Source organism: Roseibium aggregatum, from assembly GCF_017309185.1.
Taxonomy (GTDB): domain Bacteria; phylum Pseudomonadota; class Alphaproteobacteria; order Rhizobiales; family Stappiaceae; genus Roseibium; species Roseibium aggregatum_B.
This window is the reverse complement of record NZ_JAEKJZ010000001.1, coordinates 2,473,460-2,489,195: the sequence shown is the minus strand read 5'-3', so window position 1 is coordinate 2,489,195 and position 15,736 is coordinate 2,473,460. Positions and strand designations below refer to the sequence as shown.

Genomic DNA, 15,736 nt, shown 5'->3' with positions numbered 1-15,736 from the left:
CTGGTTAGATTTCGGCTTTCAACAGGTTGTCCATTCAGATCTCCTTGCCTCAGACTTTGGAAAGAAGGCGGCCACAAACCCATGGGGTATTAACTGCCTCGAAACCTGCTGACAGAAACAAACCCGCCCGATCGTTTCCGAAGGGCGGGTTTTAGTGTTTCAGGGCCTTTTGAGCCGCTTATTGACCTGAATTGGCCATCCTATGCGACTTGGGTCAACACCGAGCCGAGCATCAGCTGCAGCCGCTGGTCGACCCGCAAGTGTCGCACTTCAGGCAGGTGCCGTTGCGGACCATGGTGAAGTTGCCGCATTCCGCGCAGCTTTCGCCTTCGTAGCCCTTCATGCGGGCCTGGGCGATCTGCTGGGCCGCGCTTGAGACCTGCGGGGCAGGGGCGGAGACTTCGACTGCGGCAGCCGCTTCCGAGCCGCGGGCAAAGGCGGTGGCAACCGCCGAGACCTGCGCAGCCGGAGTGCTTGCGGTCTGCACCGAGATCGCTTCGGTGGCTTCGCCCGCCGGCTCGCCGGCGCTGGAGACCAGGCGGAAGCGCTCGGTCTGGCCGCGCACGAGACCGTGGGAGACCACGTGACCGCCCTTGCTGTCGTCGCGGCCCTCGTTCGGGCCCTTGCTCATGGCCGTGTTGCCGATGGCTTCCGGCGGCACATGGGCGAGGTCGTGACGGCCAAGATAGGAGACCGCCAGCTCGCGGAAGATATAGTCGAGGATCGAGGTCGCGTTCTTGATCGCCTCGTTGCCCTGAACCATCCCGGCCGGTTCGAACCGGGTGAAGGTGAAGGCGTCGACATATTCCTCAAGCGGCACGCCGTATTGCAGGCCGAGCGAGATCGCGATGGCGAAGTTGTTCATCAGCGAGCGGAAGGCGGCCCCTTCCTTGTGCATGTCGATGAAGATCTCGCCGAGACGGCCGTCCTGGTATTCGCCGGTGGTCAGATAGACCTTGTGGCCGCCGACACGTGCCTTCTGGGTGTAGCCCTTGCGGCGGTCCGGCATCTTCTCGCGTTCGCGCACGGTGCGCTCCACGATCCGTTCCACGATGCGCTCGGCGATGACTTCCGCGCGCGCCGCCTGCGGCTTGGCGGCAAGCTCCTCGGCGATGTCCTCCTGATCGTCGTCGTCATCGGCCAGAAGCTGGGCGTTGAGCGGCTGGGACAGCTTGGAGCCGTCGCGGTAGAGCGCGTTGGCCTTCAGCGCCAGCTTCCAGGACAGCATGTAGGCTTCCTTGCAGTCCTCGACGGTCGCATCGTTCGGCATGTTGATCGTCTTGGAGATCGCACCGGAGATGAACGGCTGGGCCGCGGCCATCATGCGGATGTGGCTTTCCACGGACAGATACCGCTTGCCGATACGGCCGCACGGGTTGGCGCAATCGAAAACCGGATAGTGTTCGGTGCGCAGGTGCGGAGCGCCTTCGAGCGTCATCGCGCCGCACACATGGGTGTTGGCGGCCTCGATGTCGGCCTTGGAGAAGCCGAGGAAGGTCAGAAGATCGAATTCCGGATCTTCCAGTTGCTCGTCGGTAACGCCGAGCGCCTTCATCTGCGCGTCGCCGAGGGTCCAGCGGTTGAAGACGAACTTGATGTCGAAGGCCGATTTCAGACCGTCCTTCAGTTTCGCCAGGGTTTCGTCTGTCAGGCCCTTGGACTTCAGCACGGAGGGGTTGATCGCCGGGGCCTGGTCGAGGGAGCCGTGGCCGACCGCGTAGGCCTCGATCTCGCCAATCTGGCTTTCCGAATAGCCGAGCACGCGCAGGGCTTCGGGAACCGCGTGGTTGATGATCTTGAAGTAGCCGCCGCCGGCCAGCTTCTTGAACTTCACCAGCGCGAAGTCCGGTTCGATGCCGGTCGTGTCGCAATCCATGACCAGGCCGATGGTGCCGGTCGGGGCGATGACGGAAACCTGCGCGTTGCGGTAGCCGTTCTTCTCGCCGAGTTCCAGCGCGCGGTCCCAGGCCTTTTTTGCCCGTTCGACGAGTGTCTTGTCCGGACAGGACCCATGGTCGAGCGCAACCGGGTTGGTGCTCAGGCCTTCGTAGCCGTCCGCTTCGCCGTAAGTGGCGCGGCGGTGGTTGCGGATTACCCGCAGCATGTGCGCGGCGTTCTTCTTGTAACCGGGGAACGAGCCGAGCTCTCCGGCCATTTCGGCGGACGTCGCATAGGAGACGCCGGACATGACCGCGGTGAGCGCGCCGCAGAGCGCGCGACCCTCGTCGGAATCGTAGGGTATGCCGGAGGTCATCAACAGGCCGCCGATATTGGCGTAGCCGAGGCCGAGCGTGCGGAACTTGTAGGAGCGCTCCGCGATTTCCTTCGACGGGAACTGCGCCATCAGCACGGAAATCTCGAGAACGACGGTCCACAGGCGCACGGCGTGCTCATAGCTGTCGACGTCGAATGAGCGGTCTTCCCTGCGGAACTGCATCAGATTGAGCGAGGCGAGGTTGCAGGCCGTGTCGTCCAGGAACATATATTCCGAGCACGGGTTGGAAGCCCTGATCTCGCCGTCGGCAAGGCAGGTGTGCCAGTCGTTGATGGTGGTGTGGTACTGCAGGCCCGGATCGGCCGAGGCCCAGGCGGCGTAACCGATCTGTTCCCAGAGTTCCTTCGCCTTGACGGACTTCAGAACCTCGCCGGTGCGCCGGGCGGTCAGGTCCCATTCGCTGTCGTCGACCACCGCATTGAGGAAGCCGTCGGTGACGCGCACGGAGTTGTTGGAGTTCTGGCCCGCGACGGTCAGGTAAGCGTCGGAGTCCCAATCCGTATTGAAGGTCGGAAACTCGATCTTCGTGAAGCCCTGGCGGGCGAACTGGATGACGCGCTGGATGTAGTTCTCCGGCACCATCATTTTCTTGGCCGCGCGGATTTCCCGCTTCAGGGCCGGGTTCTTGGAGGGCTCGAAACAGTCGCCGTTATCCGCTTCACAATTGACGCAGGCGCGCATGATGGCGGACAGGTGCTTCTGGCAGATCTTGGAGCCGGTGACGAGCGCGGCAACCTTCTGCTCTTCCTTGACCTTCCAGTTGATATATTCCTCGATGTCGGGATGGTCCACGTCGACCACGACCATCTTGGCCGCGCGACGGGTCGTGCCGCCCGACTTGATCGCGCCGGCCGCCCGGTCGCCGATCTTCAGGAAGCTCATCAGGCCGGAGGACTTGCCGCCGCCGGAAAGCCTTTCGCCCTCGGAGCGGACGTGGGAAAAATTGGAGCCGGTGCCGGAACCGTATTTGAACAGCCGCGCCTCGCGGACCCAGAGGTCCATGATGCCGCCGTCGTTGACAAGGTCGTCGGCCACGGACTGGATGAAGCAGGCATGCGGTTGGGGGTGTTCGTAGGCGGTCTTGGATTTCACCAGCTTGCCGGACTGGAAGTCGACGTAGAAATGACCCTGGCTCGGACCGTCGATGCCATAGGCCCAGTGCAGGCCGGTGTTGAACCATTGCGGCGAGTTCGGAGCGACCTTCTGGGTCGCCAGCATGAAGCGCAGTTCGTCGTAGAAGGCGTGCGCATCGGCTTCCTGGTCAAAGTAGCCGCCTTTCCAGCCCCAGTAGGTCCAGGTGCCGGCCAGACGATCGAACACCTGACGGCCATCGATTTCCGAGGTGTAGCGCTCGTCTTCCGGCAGGGCCTCGAGTTCGGTTTCGTCGGCTTCGTGACGCCACAGCCAGGAGGGGACCGTGTTTTCCTCGACCGGCTTCAACCGCGCCGGAACGCCGGCCTTTCGGAAGTATTTCTGCGCCAGAATGTCGGAAGCCACCTGCGAGAACTGAGCCGGAACCTGTATGTTTTCAAGACGGAACACGATCGAACCGTCCGGGTTCCGGATTTCGCTTGTCGCCGTTCTGAATTCAACATCGGCGTAAGGCGATTGCCCTTCCTTGGTGTAGCGCCGCTCGATCCGCATTCTCAAAGTCCCCTTAATTTCCCAAACCGGTTCGCCCCGAACCGGTCCCAATCCGCATCTCACCCGGAGTGACGTTTCCGCCGGCCTCTGTTACCGGATGCTGCCCAGTCGTTCACAGGCTATGGAGCCTGTATGTAGCGTTTCTTGGGTTGTGGTCCACTATATATAGTGTTCATCAACAGGTTTGTCACGATGCGCACAGCTCAAACAGACACACAGATGCCGTCCCCCGGCTCAAGGTCGAAAAGCACGGAAGCGGAACGCGGTTACTTTCTGATTTGGATGACCTGAGCGCCTGATCAGGCGTTCGGTTACGCACATCGCAATGATAGGGAAATTAATGTAAATGCTTTCTTAAGGTCAAGCCGCAAGCGACAACAGCTAGTGCCCAACAGGCGGGTGGTCGCAAAATATTGTGTGCCGATGTGGATTGTGGGGAGTGCCGCGGATCGAGAGCAAACCGAGGAATTTCGCGCTTGCTTTCCCGGCGAAGGAGTGCAGCCGGATGCTCCGTTCACAGCTGTGGATGATTATAAAAGGCTTTTTATGAAAATTTGAAGAAAATGACCGGTGCGGAGTTCAAGCCGGTTTAAGCCCGGTCTGATTGAGTGCGTAGCTGACAGGAAAAGGCTCGCATTCTATGAAACATCACGCTGCTTTCGGGCTTGCGATGGAGGACATCGACGCGGTTGTCGTGGAAGACAGCAAGCCGATGCAGACGATTCTCCGGTCGATCCTGCTCAGTTTCAAGGTCGCGAGGGTGCGGGTCTTTGATTCGGTCGACGAGGCGTTGGAAGCAAGCCTCGCCGAACCGCCGAATGTGATTCTCACCGACTGGCGCATGGAACCCACATCCGGCTATCAGTTGCTGCGCCTCGTCCGGCATCGGCACATGGAACCGCTTTGCTATGTGCCGATCCTGTTCATCACGGCACATGGAACAAGGCCGCTGGTGGACAAGGCCCTGCGGGCGGGGGCGCATCATGTGCTGGTCAAACCGGTGTCGCCGCTTACCCTTCACAAGCGGTTGAACTGGCTTTTGAATGACGACCGGCCGATGATTCTGGAACATTCCGGCTTCTACAATATCTACGGTATTCAGAAGGCCATGGATGCCCAGGCCGAGAAAATGCAGTCGCTGGCCGGCGCACGTCTGCACCACAGGGCCGCATTGCAGAAGCGGGCGGAAGTCGAGGGCGCGGTCAAGGAAGCGTTCGAGGACCGGTCCGGCGCGGGAACCGAGCTGGACGAAACCCGGACTCTCACCGTTCCGGAAGTGAGGAAACTGCGGACCCCCGGTTTTGCCAAGGTCAAGGCGCCGCATTCCAAGGGACACTGAATCTCCGCAGGGCATCTGGCGGCGACGGGTCGCGGTGCAGAAGATTTCTCAGACCGTGCGACGGTGCGGCACTGGACAGAAGCGGCAGTTCCCGCCATAGTCCTCCAAAATCCGCCGCACGCCCGGCGGGACCCACTGTCGCAATCGTCACGTTAAGGACCTTTCAAGGGCCATGAAAACGCTTCTTCTTGAACTTTTCACCTGGTGGAACAGCCAGACCATGGGCACCCGTTTCTTCACCTGGCGCAAGGGTGAGTTTGTCGGGGAAGACGAGTTCGGCAACAAGTATTACAAGGAACGGGGCGGCAAGAAGCGTTGGGTCATTTACAACGGCCTGGCTGAAGCTTCCGCGATTCCTCCCGGCTGGCACGGCTGGATGCACCATCGTGTGGACACGCCGCCCCCGGAGGAAACCTATCACGCGAAAAGCTGGCAGAAACCGCACCGGGTCAACGCCACGGGAACGCCGGAGGCCTATCGTCCGCACGGCTCGATCCTGACGCCTGAAAAGCGGCCGGAGGTGACCGGTGACTACGAAGCCTGGACGCCGGGTAGCTAAAAGAACCCAGCCTTGAAGACTTGAACGAACCCCGCCGTCCGGCGGGGTTTTTTGTCAGGCGCCCTAACGGGCTTTCCAGTTGTCGAGCACGTCCAGGACTTCCTGTCCGCTGGCCTGGGGGGGCAGGGCGTAAAAGTCTGTCTCCAGCTTCAGGGCCTCTCCGAGCCGCTTGTTGTAGTCGGCCTGGGAGACTTCGACGGTGCCGAATTTGCTCAAGTGGTCCGTTACGAATTGGGTGTCGAGCAGGGAATACCTGCCGACGATCAACCGAGCGACCAGGTGAGCAAGACACACCTTCGAGGCATCGGTCCTGAAGGTGAACATGCTTTCCCCGAAAAAAGCGCCGTTCAAGCTGACGCCGTAGAGACCACCGACGAGTTCGCCGTCCTGCCACGCTTCGATCGTGTGGCAGTACCCCATATCGAACAACTCACCGTAAAGCCGGCGGATCTCACGGTTGATCCAGGTCTTCTGTCGGCCCGGCATCGGTTCGGCACAACCATCGATGACGCCCTGGAAGTCGGTGCTGACCCGCACCTCGAACACATCGGTGCGGACGGTTCTGCGCAGACGACGGGGCAGATGGAACATGTCCAGCGGCAAGATGCCCCGGCGCTCTGGCTCGAGCCAGAACAGGCCGGGGTCCTCCGCGGATTCCGCCATTGGAAACAGGCCGCAGGCATAGGCTTTCAGCAAGACCTGCGGCGTGATTTCCATCACGATGTCGTCTTTATGTTCAGCCATGCGGCCTCACTGTCCAAGCGGAAGGGGGCATGCCCCTTTTTTGAAACCGGTCAGCTCGACTTTTCTGACAGGTGCTTTTCCAGCCAGTGAATGTCGTACTGACCGTTCGCTATGTCCTGATTGTCGACCAAATCGCGGAAAAGCGGAATAGTGGACTTGATCTCGTCAACGACAAATTCGTCCAGACAGCGGCGAAGACGCATCATGCATTCGACGCGGTTGCGGCCATGGACGATCAGCTTTCCGATCAGACTGTCGTAATAGGGAGGTATCTTGTACCCTTGATAAACGCCGGAATCGACGCGCACACCCAGCCCGCCCGGGGGGTGATAATAGGTGATGGTGCCCGGCGAAGGCGCGAAGGTCAGCGGGTCTTCCGCATTGATGCGGCACTCGATGGCATGACCTTCGAAGGTGATGTCTTCCTGAGTGAATTCCAGGGATCCGCCGGCGGCGATACGGATCTGTTCGTTGACAAGATCAATCCCGGTAATCATCTCCGTGACCGGATGCTCAACCTGGAGGCGCGTGTTCATTTCGATGAAATAGAACTCGCCGTTCTCGTAAAGGAACTCAACGGTGCCGGCGCCCCGGTACTTCAACTTGCGCATCGCGCTCGCGACGATTTCACCGATCTCGTTTCGTTGAGCCGCGTTGAGGCAGGGGGAAGGGGCTTCTTCAAGGACCTTCTGGTGCCGGCGCTGCAAGGAGCAGTCGCGCTCGCCGAGATGAACGGCGTTGCCCTTGCCGTCGCCCAGGACCTGAATCTCGATGTGGCGGGGCTTGCCGAGATATTTTTCCATGTAGAGGGCGTCGTCGCCAAAGGCGGATGCGGCCTCGGCGCGCGCGGTGGAGAGCGCTGTGTCCAGATCGGCTTCGGATTGCGCAACCTTCATGCCGCGTCCACCGCCTCCGGCCGCTGCTTTCACCAGCACGGGATAACCGATCTGGCGGGCGATCGCGTGGGCGTCGTCAGCAGGGGTCACGGCGCCGTCGGATCCCGGGACCACAGGGATACCAAGCTCCCTGGCTGTCTTCTTTGCCTGGATCTTGTCGCCCATGATGCGGATATGGTCCGCGGTCGGACCGATGAAAACGATCTTGTGGGCTTCCAGGATTTCCGCGAAGCGGGCGTTTTCCGACAGAAAACCGTAGCCCGGATGCACCGCATCCGCACCGGTGATCTCGCAGGCCGCGAGAAGCTGGGGGATGTTCAAATAGCTGTCGCGGGCCGCGGGCGGACCGATACAAACGCTTTCGTCGGCCAGGCGAACATGCATGGCGTCCGCGTCGGCGGTGGAGTGAACGGCGACCGTGGGAATGCCCAGCTCTTTGCAGGCGCGCAGGATTCGCAAGGCGATCTCGCCGCGATTGGCGATGAGAATTTTGGAGAACATGGCCGCGACGGCTCCTTACTCGACGATAATAAGAGGTTCGCCGAATTCCACCGGCTGAGCGTCTTCCACGAGTATTTCCTTCACAACGCCGGCCTTGGTCGAGGGAATGTGGTTCATCGTTTTCATCGCTTCGATGATCATGATCGTCTGGCCTTCAGAAACCGTGTCGCCGACCTGGACGAAAGCAGCCGCACCGGGTTCGGCAGCCAAGTAAGCGGTGCCAACCATCGGTGATGTCACAGTGCCTGGATGCGCCGCGGTTTCTGTCGGGGCAGGGGCGGAGGCTGCAGTTGCCGCCGGAGCATGGGCGGGCGGAGGCGGGGGGGCAGCGACATTGACGGGAGCATTGATCGACATCTGCCGCGCAACGCGGATCCGCGTGTCGCCTTGCTCCAGTTCGATCTCCGTCAGATTTGTTTCGTCCAGAAGGACCGCAAGGTCACGGATCAAGGCCGTGTCGAATTTTGGATTGTCACTACGCATAATGTTGGCTCTCGTACTCAGACCGAGGGAAAAACGCAATATCGACCGGCAAGCCCCCGCTTATGCCAGACGGTCCCGCGGTAGCGGTATCACACCCGTCACGGGCTTGAAGCCGCCGGCCACCGGTATATCGCGTAGCTTGCTTCCCTAATAGCAATGCTCATAACGAACTGGACCCGCCGTTCAGTCGAAAGTGAGCTGGCTCCTTATAGGCATTGAATTAGCACAGTCAAACCCTGTCCCGGTACGAAAATGCGGGAACAGTGCTTCTCCGCCGTGCTCTCAGCAGGTCGTTTCACCACAATTTTTCAAGGCCTGCAGCTTGGAGCGCAATTGCTGGTAACCGACCGCACCCATAACGACCTCGTTTCCGACCACATAGGACGGCGTGCCGGTGAGGCCGAGCCTGTTGGCAAGAGAATAGACTTCTTCGAAGGTCTCTCCGGCTTCGTCCGTTGCCATCGCGGCCAGAAGGTCGTCTTCGCTGATCCCGGTTTCCGTTGCCGCCTTAAGCGCGCTTGCCTTGTTGGCCTGGCCACGGCTCAGCAGCAGCTTTTCGTGGAACTCGGCATATTTCTCCGGAGCGACGGAATTCACCGCAACGGCGACCTGGGCCGCCTCGACGGATCCCTGGCCAAGAACAGGGAACTCCTTGAGAACGATCTTCAGATCCGGGTCCTCGTCGATCAGTTTGACCATGTCGCCATAGGCGCGTTTGCAGTAGCCGCAATTGTAATCGAAGAACTCGACCAGGGTGACGGTTCCTTGCGGATTGCCGAGGATGACCTGACGGGTCGAATTGAACAGGATGTCAGCGCTGTCGGTCAGGGCCTGAACGCGCGCCGCTTCCTCGGCGGCTTTCTCGCGCTTGTCCAGTTCGGTCAAGGCTTCGCCGATGATTTCCGGATTCTCCAGGATATACTCGCGCACGATTTTTTCGATTTCGCTACGGTCCAGGTCCTGCGCCGACAAAGGGGCGGCACCGACGGCGAGGCAGACGGCACAGGCGGACAGCACGCGCACCAGAACGGCCGGACAGAATTGCCGGGGTGAAAAAAGTCGTTGGGTCATTCAGCGCTCCTTCAGCAGTGGCGCATGTTCAAGTTCGCGCGGGCACTGCCGTGATGGGGGATCTTCGTGTTACCGGCGATTCGGCAGCTTGGGTGGTTTGTACGCTACAATATCGTCCGCTTGAAGCCATGCGGGCGTTCCCCGCTTCAAACTTTTTTGAGCGCGAGCCGCATAACGCCGTGCAGCCTCAAACTCGCCGTTCACCATGAGGCCCTTCGCGGTCGCCAGATCCGCCTCGGCGCGCTCGCCCTGACGGCCGTGCGCAATGGCAAGCTGGCTGTAGGCCACACCAGAATCCGGGTCTCTCTGGATGGCCTGTTTCAACAAACGCTCTGCTTCAGGAAGATAGGCCGGGTTGTTGGCGCCAACCAGGGCGTATCCGAGCCAGACCAGGAACTGGGGTTCATTGGGCTTGAAGGACAGGGCCTTGCGGAATGGGGCAATCGCGGCCTTGGGGTCGCCCCCCTCAAGCAGGGCCTGGCCTTTCAGTTCATAGTAATAGGGATTGTTGGGCTGCGTCCGGATAAGAGCGTCGATCTCCTTTACGGCTCCCTTTCCACGGCTCTTCATTGCGGCGATCGCGCGAGCGTATCGGGCCGCGGGGCTTTTGTCGCTGCGCGGAAAAGTCCTCAAAGTGGCCGAGGGGTGGGACGTGTAGGCGTAAAGCTTGGCGCGGATAAGGTCGTGCCTGTATTGCAGTACGTAATCGTCGGGTTTGTCGAAGTACTTTGATTTCCGAGCATCGTTCAGGAGGCTGCTGTAGCGTTCCTGAGCCATCGGGTGGCTCTGGGCGTAAGGGTCGGCATACTGGCGGGAAAAGAGCTGCTGCTCGGCCATGCGCTGGAACGTTTTAAGCATTCCGCGGGCGCTTTGGCCAGTTGCGTTGAGATACTTCAAGGCCGCCCGGTCGGCTGCGGCTTCCTCGCCGCGCTGGTAGGAAAGCAGCGTCCGCTTGCCGACCGAACCGGCACCAACCGCCGCCGCCACGCCACCGGTTGTCGCCTGGCTCGATCCCGCTGCCGCTCCGGCAGCCGCCGCACCGGCTCCAAGTATCGATGCGAGCACCGCCATGATCTGAGCATTGCTGGCCGCTGTGCGCAGCCGCACAAGGTGACGTCCGGCGATGTGACCCGATTCATGCGCGATCACACCAATCACCTCGTTGGGCGTTTCAGCCTCAAGCAGCACCCCGATGTTGATGAACATGCGCCGGGAATCCGGCACGAAGGCGTTAAACGTCTTGTCGTTGACCAGAACTATCTGCGGTTCGGAATGCGCGATCCCGGCCGCCTTGAAGATCGGTCTCGCATAGTCGCGCATGAGTGCTTCGGTTTCAGCATCCCGAATGAGAGACAGTCTCCTGCCTTGCGCCTGGGAGGGCACCGCCAGCAAGGGCAGTGCGATCGCCGCCGAACATGCGCATGCAATCGCCTTCCGAACGATACGGGTGTCGGGCAATCTGTTTTGCAAGGCGGCAGCAAAGACGGTGCGCGGCAAGTTGAAAACTCCGGTTTCAAGCGAATTCGCTATCCGTGTACATGACTCTGTGGCGAAGGTATGGAGACAGGCCGTCCCGGTCAAGAAAACCTAAATGACAATTGCGCAAGGTCTTTCGGCAGGGCGGTTGGCCGGAGGGCTAACCTTCGGACGAGCGGATTGCATCCTTGCGGAAAATCCGCAATACGGGGTGGAAATAAATGTTTTCCAAGCCGGATTATAAACTCACATGATGTCTGCCACGTACAAACCGTCCCGTCGCAGCGAGGTCGCCCCTTTCATCGCGATGGATGTGCTGGCCGAAGCCGCGAGACTGGAAGCCGAAGGACGCAAGATCGTTCACATGGAAGTTGGGCAGCCGTCGGCTCCCGCGCCGAAACCGGCCCTGGACGCCGCACGGCAGGTGCTGGAACACGGCCGTGTCGGCTATACCGAAGCGCTTGGCATCAAACCTTTGCGCAAGGCGCTTTCATCCCATTACCGGAAAACCTACGGCGTGGAGGTTCCTCTCGAGCGCATCATGGCGACCACAGGGTCGTCGGCAGGCTTCAATCTTGCGTTTCTCGCCGCTTTCGATCCGGGAGACCGGATTGTCCTGTCTGCTCCGGGCTATCCGGCTTATCGCAACATAATCAAGGCGCTTGGCTTTGTACCCGTTGAGGTGCCGGTCGGCGCAGAGACCCGCTGGTGCCTGACACCTGATCATCTGGAAGCTGCCCGAAAAGAAGGGCCCATCAAAGGGATCCTTGTGGCAAGTCCGGCAAATCCCACCGGAATCATGATGACCACCGAGGCTCTCGAGGACCTGATCCGCTATTGCGAAAAGCATGGGATCTGGTTCGTTTCCGATGAAATCTACCACGGTCTGGACTATGCCGGTGAGCAGAAGTCCGCGCTTGAGTTTTCTCAAAATACCATCGTTATCAATAGCTTCTCGAAGTACTACTGCATGACTGGTTGGCGGATCGGCTGGATGGTCTTGCCTGAAATCCTTGTCCGTCCGGCTGAACGGATCGCCCAGAGCCTTTATATTTCGCCTCCGGAGCTTTCCCAGATCGCAGCGACTGCCGCCCTGGACGCCGTGCAGGAACTGGAAGCGGTTAAAGCCGGCTATGCCGCCAACAGGGAGTTGCTTCTGGAGGGGTTGCCCAGAATAGGTCTCGACAGACTCCTGCCGGTGGACGGTGCTTTCTATATCTACGCCGATGTCAGCGCGTACACTCGAGACAGTCTGGAGTTTGCGAAAAAGATGCTGCACGAGGCTGGTGTGGCAGCGACACCCGGTGTCGATTTCGACCCGGTGCACGGCCACGAGTTTCTCCGGTTTTCCTTCGCCGGTGCTCACGAGGAGATGAAAGAGGCCTTGCGCAGGCTTTCGGTCTTTCTGAAGTAAACGGAGGCTGGCGAACAAGCCGCTCCTTCTTCGAGTGACTGCCCTAAACGAAAAAGGCGGCCGATTGGCCGCCTTTATTGCTCGAGTATCGATGACTTAGAAGAACGACCGACCGCGCTGCCACCAGCCGACGCGTTTGGGTTTGTCTTCCGCGGCCTCGTCTGACGATTCGCTGGTCACGACGGGTTCCGCCGGGGCGGCGGGTTGACCCTCGACGGATTCCCCGGTCGAACTGTCAGGCTCGGATTGATCGGTCGTTTCCGTTTCACCGGCGGCTTCCGCTTCGCCATCGCCGGTTTCTACCGGTTCAACCTCTGCGTCCGTCTGTTCCGGCGCATCGGCGGTCGAGACTATGGGGGATTCGCCCGTGTCCGCGGCAGTCATCTCAGGTCCGGCGGCCTGACCGTTCAGGGCCTCTTCGGTTTCCGGTTCAGCCGATACGGCTGCATCGTCCACAGTGTCTGTCGACGGGGCGCTGTCCTCGCCGGATTCGGTGTCTTCGGTCTCAGGTAGCGCGGTGACTTCCGTTTCCGCTTCGGTGGCCTCGTCGTCAGCGCCGGCTTCCACGCCGTCGCCGTTCCGGCGTCCGCGGCGTCCGCCTCGGCGACCTCTACGGCGCTTCCGCCGGGGTTCTTCCTCGTTGGTATCGTCTTCCGAACGGGCCTCTTGCGTCTGAGCGTCATCGCCTTCCGCCTCGTCGCCTTCGGAAAGCCGCTGGTCTTCGGCACTGTCTGCCTGAGTCTCGGACCCGTTGCGCCGGCGCTTCCGCCGGCGGCGCCGGCGGCGTTCGCCGCCGTCCTCGTCAAGTGCCTGTTCTTCGATTACCGGCTGTTCGGTGGTGTCGTCGATGATTTCAACCGTGTCCGGCTGGACGCTGACCGGCGGAGCCGGGAAACGGTCCCGGTCAACCTGCTCGCCGCGTTCAAGAACGTAGAGCTGGCCGTTGACCATTTCGTCGGCCTGAACTTCGATCTCGATCGCGAAGCGGGTTTCCAGGTCGAACAGGTTCGAGCGTTTGTTGTTGAGGATATAGAGCGCAACGTCGGTCGTCGTGCGGATGATCAGGTTGTGGGACGCGCCTTTCAGCAGATTGTCTTCGATCGAACGAAGCACATGAAGCGCCACGGACTCCACGGAGCGGATCATGCCCGTGCCCTGACAATGGGGGCAGGGCGTTGTCGAGCTTTCCAGGACACCCGTGCGGATACGCTGGCGCGACATTTCAAGAAGACCGAAATGCGAAATTCGTCCGACCTGAATGCGTGCGCGGTCGTTCTTGAGACAGTCCTTCAGTTTGCGTTCGACGGCGCGGTTGTTTTTCGATTCCTCCATATCGATGAAATCGATGACGACCAGTCCCGCGAGATCCCGCAGACGCAGTTGCCGGGTCACCTCTTCGGCAGCTTCCAGGTTTGTCTGGAGCGCCGTGTCTTCGATGTTGTGCTCCCGGGTAGACTTGCCGGAGTTCACGTCGATCGAAACCAGGGCTTCTGTCTGGTTGATGACGATGTAGCCGCCGGATTTCAGGGTGACCTGGGGCGAGAACATCGCGTCAAGCTGCGGTTCGACCCCATAGCGGATGAAGAGCGGCGAGGGATCGCGGTAGGGCTGGACGTTCTTGGCATGGCTCGGCATGAGCATGCGCATGAAATCCTTGGCTTCGCGATAGCCTTCGTCCCCGGCAACGAGAACTTCGTTGATGTCCTTGTTGTACAGGTCGCGTATGGAGCGCTTGACCAGACTGCCTTCCTCGTAAACGAGGCTCGGGGCGCTGGACTGGAGCGTCAGTTCCCGGACATTCTCCCAAAGCCGCATCAGATATTCGAAATCGCGTTTGATTTCAGCCTTGGTCCGGCTTGCGCCCGCCGTGCGCAGGATCACGCCCATGCCTTCCGGAACATCCAGTTCGGATGCGATCTGCTTGAGGCGTTTGCGGTCTGTCGGCTGCGTGATCTTCCGCGAAATACCGCCACCGCGGGCGGTGTTCGGCATGAGAACCGAGTAACGGCCGGCAAGAGACAAATAGGTGGTCAGGGCCGCGCCCTTGTTGCCGCGTTCTTCCTTGACGACCTGCACCAGAATGATCTGGCGCCGTTTGATGACTTCCTGGATTTTGTACTGCTTGCGCATCGGCACGATGCGCTCCGGAACCTCTTCCAGTGCGTCTTCCGCGCCGACGGACTCAACGGCATCGTCGTCGTCGTTCTCGGCGTCGTCGTCTTCTTCGTTTTTGCGCCGGCGCCGGCGGCTGCGGGCTCTTACAGGAGGCTCGTCCTGGTCTTCGTCCTGCTCCTGGGCGCTGTCCCGGGATTCCTCCGCGGTCTCTTCGTCATTTTCGTCTTCGCCACCGGTCATTTCCGGTTCTGAACTCTCGGGCGATTTTGCCGCCAGTTCCGCGGAGGTTTCCTCGGCAGCATCGGAGGCGTCGCCGCCGTCCGTCGCCGCACCTTCGGTTTCTTGATCCGGAGCAGCCGGGTCCTGCGATTGTTCGTCCGGGCCGGGCTCCACCTTTTCGCTGGCGACGGTCTCGGTGGACTCGTTCTTGGCCGCACGGGACCGGCGGCGGCGCTTGGGCTTTTCTTCCGCTTCCGCGTCATCACGTTGACGCTCGGCCGCTTCCGCAGCAAGAAGGGCTTCCCGGTCGGCGACCGGGATCTGATAATAATCGGGATGTATTTCGCTGAAGGCGAGGAAACCGTGCCGGTTTCCTCCGTATTCCACAAATGCCGCCTGGAGGGAGGGCTCGACCCGGGTAACTTTCGCTAAATAGATATTCCCGCGAAGCTGTTTTCTGTTTGCTGCTTCAAAGTCGAACTCTTCAACCCGATTGCCACGTACGACGACAACCCGGGTCTCTTCCGGGTGGCCCGCGTCGATCAGCATTTTGTTTGCCATTACTAAACGTCTCCACGGCGGCGCTGCTTGGCGCGTATCCGAAACGCGCATCGCCCGAAAGGAGGATGGCCGCCGTACTTGTATTGCTAAGATGGGGAAGGGCGTCTGCGCCCGGCGCGGTCGTATGATCAAAGCAAAGCGCCGCCGAAGCGGAAACCTGCTTTCTGTTGATCATCATGTGCATCGCGCGGGTCCTTCGGGGCAACGCAGGCCCTTGAGTTAAGTATTTGTTTCGTCAGCCGGTTCGCCAGTCAGATTTTCACCGTTCTGGCAGCTTCCGTCTCGGGAACGGTTCGCCCTCATGCTCGCCGCGGTCCATGCAAGCAGGTCAACCGGGTTAAACGGGTTGACCTGTCCATCCGGCGGCTTCAAAGAGGAGCCGATACACGATCCACTGTAGGCCGACTCCTCTTTGGAAAATGGACAGAACGACCTCTGT

At 60.4% G+C, this 15,736-nt stretch carries 10 protein-coding genes; 3 read left to right on the top strand and 7 right to left on the bottom strand.

Features of this window, described 5'->3' with window-relative positions; genetic code table 11:
* Positions 1-232: 232 nt before the first annotated feature.
* Positions 233-3,919: a vitamin B12-dependent ribonucleotide reductase gene (locus tag JF539_RS10785; protein ID WP_207140390.1), complete on the bottom strand. Its 3,687-nt coding sequence runs from the start codon at positions 3,917-3,919 to the stop codon at positions 233-235.
* Positions 3,920-4,559: 640 nt separating this feature from the next.
* Between JF539_RS10785 and JF539_RS10780 the strand changes: the two genes are divergently transcribed.
* Positions 4,560-5,258: a response regulator gene (locus JF539_RS10780; RefSeq protein WP_207140389.1), complete on the top strand. Its 699-nt coding sequence runs from the start codon at positions 4,560-4,562 to the stop codon at positions 5,256-5,258.
* Positions 5,259-5,430: 172 nt separating this feature from the next.
* Complete coding sequence (locus tag JF539_RS10775) at positions 5,431-5,817, top strand: NADH:ubiquinone oxidoreductase subunit NDUFA12 (protein ID WP_207140388.1); 387 nt, start codon at positions 5,431-5,433, stop codon at positions 5,815-5,817.
* 63 nt (positions 5,818-5,880) lie between these two features.
* Here the strand turns inward: JF539_RS10775 and aat are convergent, their stop codons facing one another.
* The 5 genes from aat to JF539_RS10750 form a co-directional block, all read right to left on the bottom strand.
* Positions 5,881-6,561, bottom strand: a complete 681-nt coding sequence (aat, locus tag JF539_RS10770) for a leucyl/phenylalanyl-tRNA--protein transferase (protein ID WP_207140387.1) — start codon at positions 6,559-6,561, stop codon at positions 5,881-5,883.
* A gap of 50 nt (positions 6,562-6,611) precedes the next feature.
* Positions 6,612-7,958, bottom strand: coding sequence for an acetyl-CoA carboxylase biotin carboxylase subunit (gene accC / locus JF539_RS10765; RefSeq protein ID WP_207140386.1), 1,347 nt, complete (start codon positions 7,956-7,958; stop codon positions 6,612-6,614).
* 15 nt (positions 7,959-7,973) lie between these two features.
* On the bottom strand, positions 7,974-8,441 hold the full coding sequence (accB, locus tag JF539_RS10760; protein WP_207140385.1) for an acetyl-CoA carboxylase biotin carboxyl carrier protein: 468 nt from the start codon (positions 8,439-8,441) through the stop codon (positions 7,974-7,976).
* Between the two features lie 282 nt (positions 8,442-8,723).
* Positions 8,724-9,512 carry a DsbA family protein gene (locus JF539_RS10755; protein ID WP_207140384.1) on the bottom strand — a complete coding sequence of 263 codons (789 nt, stop codon included), beginning with the start codon at positions 9,510-9,512 and terminating at the stop codon, positions 8,724-8,726.
* Between the two features lie 69 nt (positions 9,513-9,581).
* Positions 9,582-11,009: a M48 family metalloprotease gene (locus JF539_RS10750; RefSeq protein ID WP_207140383.1), complete on the bottom strand. Its 1,428-nt coding sequence runs from the start codon at positions 11,007-11,009 to the stop codon at positions 9,582-9,584.
* Positions 11,010-11,238: 229 nt separating this feature from the next.
* Here JF539_RS10750 and JF539_RS10745 point away from each other — a divergent pair, with 229 nt between their 5' ends.
* Positions 11,239-12,402 carry a pyridoxal phosphate-dependent aminotransferase gene (locus JF539_RS10745; RefSeq protein ID WP_207140382.1) on the top strand — a complete coding sequence of 388 codons (1,164 nt, stop codon included), beginning with the start codon at positions 11,239-11,241 and terminating at the stop codon, positions 12,400-12,402.
* 96 nt (positions 12,403-12,498) lie between these two features.
* Here JF539_RS10745 and JF539_RS10740 read toward each other — a convergent pair whose 3' ends face one another.
* Entirely contained in the window at positions 12,499-15,297 is a 2,799-nt protein-coding gene (locus JF539_RS10740; protein ID WP_207140381.1) for a ribonuclease E/G, read from the bottom strand.
* Positions 15,298-15,736 lie beyond the last annotated feature (439 nt).

Bases quoted from the DNA above. Each gene is read 5' to 3' on its own strand.
- JF539_RS10785 (WP_207140390.1), bottom strand. From the start codon at position 3,919: ATGCGGATCGAGCGGCGCTACACCAAGGAAGGGCAATCGCCTTACGCC.
- JF539_RS10780 (WP_207140389.1), top strand. From the start codon at position 4,560: ATGAAACATCACGCTGCTTTCGGGCTTGCGATGGAGGACATCGACGCG.
- JF539_RS10775 (WP_207140388.1), top strand. From the start codon at position 5,431: ATGAAAACGCTTCTTCTTGAACTTTTCACCTGGTGGAACAGCCAGACC.
- aat (WP_207140387.1), bottom strand. From the start codon at position 6,561: ATGGCTGAACATAAAGACGACATCGTGATGGAAATCACGCCGCAGGTC.
- accC (WP_207140386.1), bottom strand. From the start codon at position 7,958: ATGTTCTCCAAAATTCTCATCGCCAATCGCGGCGAGATCGCCTTGCGA.
- accB (WP_207140385.1), bottom strand. From the start codon at position 8,441: ATGCGTAGTGACAATCCAAAATTCGACACGGCCTTGATCCGTGACCTT.
- JF539_RS10755 (WP_207140384.1), bottom strand. From the start codon at position 9,512: ATGACCCAACGACTTTTTTCACCCCGGCAATTCTGTCCGGCCGTTCTG.
- JF539_RS10745 (WP_207140382.1), top strand. From the start codon at position 11,239: ATGATGTCTGCCACGTACAAACCGTCCCGTCGCAGCGAGGTCGCCCCT.
- JF539_RS10740 (WP_207140381.1), bottom strand. From the start codon at position 15,297: ATGGCAAACAAAATGCTGATCGACGCGGGCCACCCGGAAGAGACCCGG.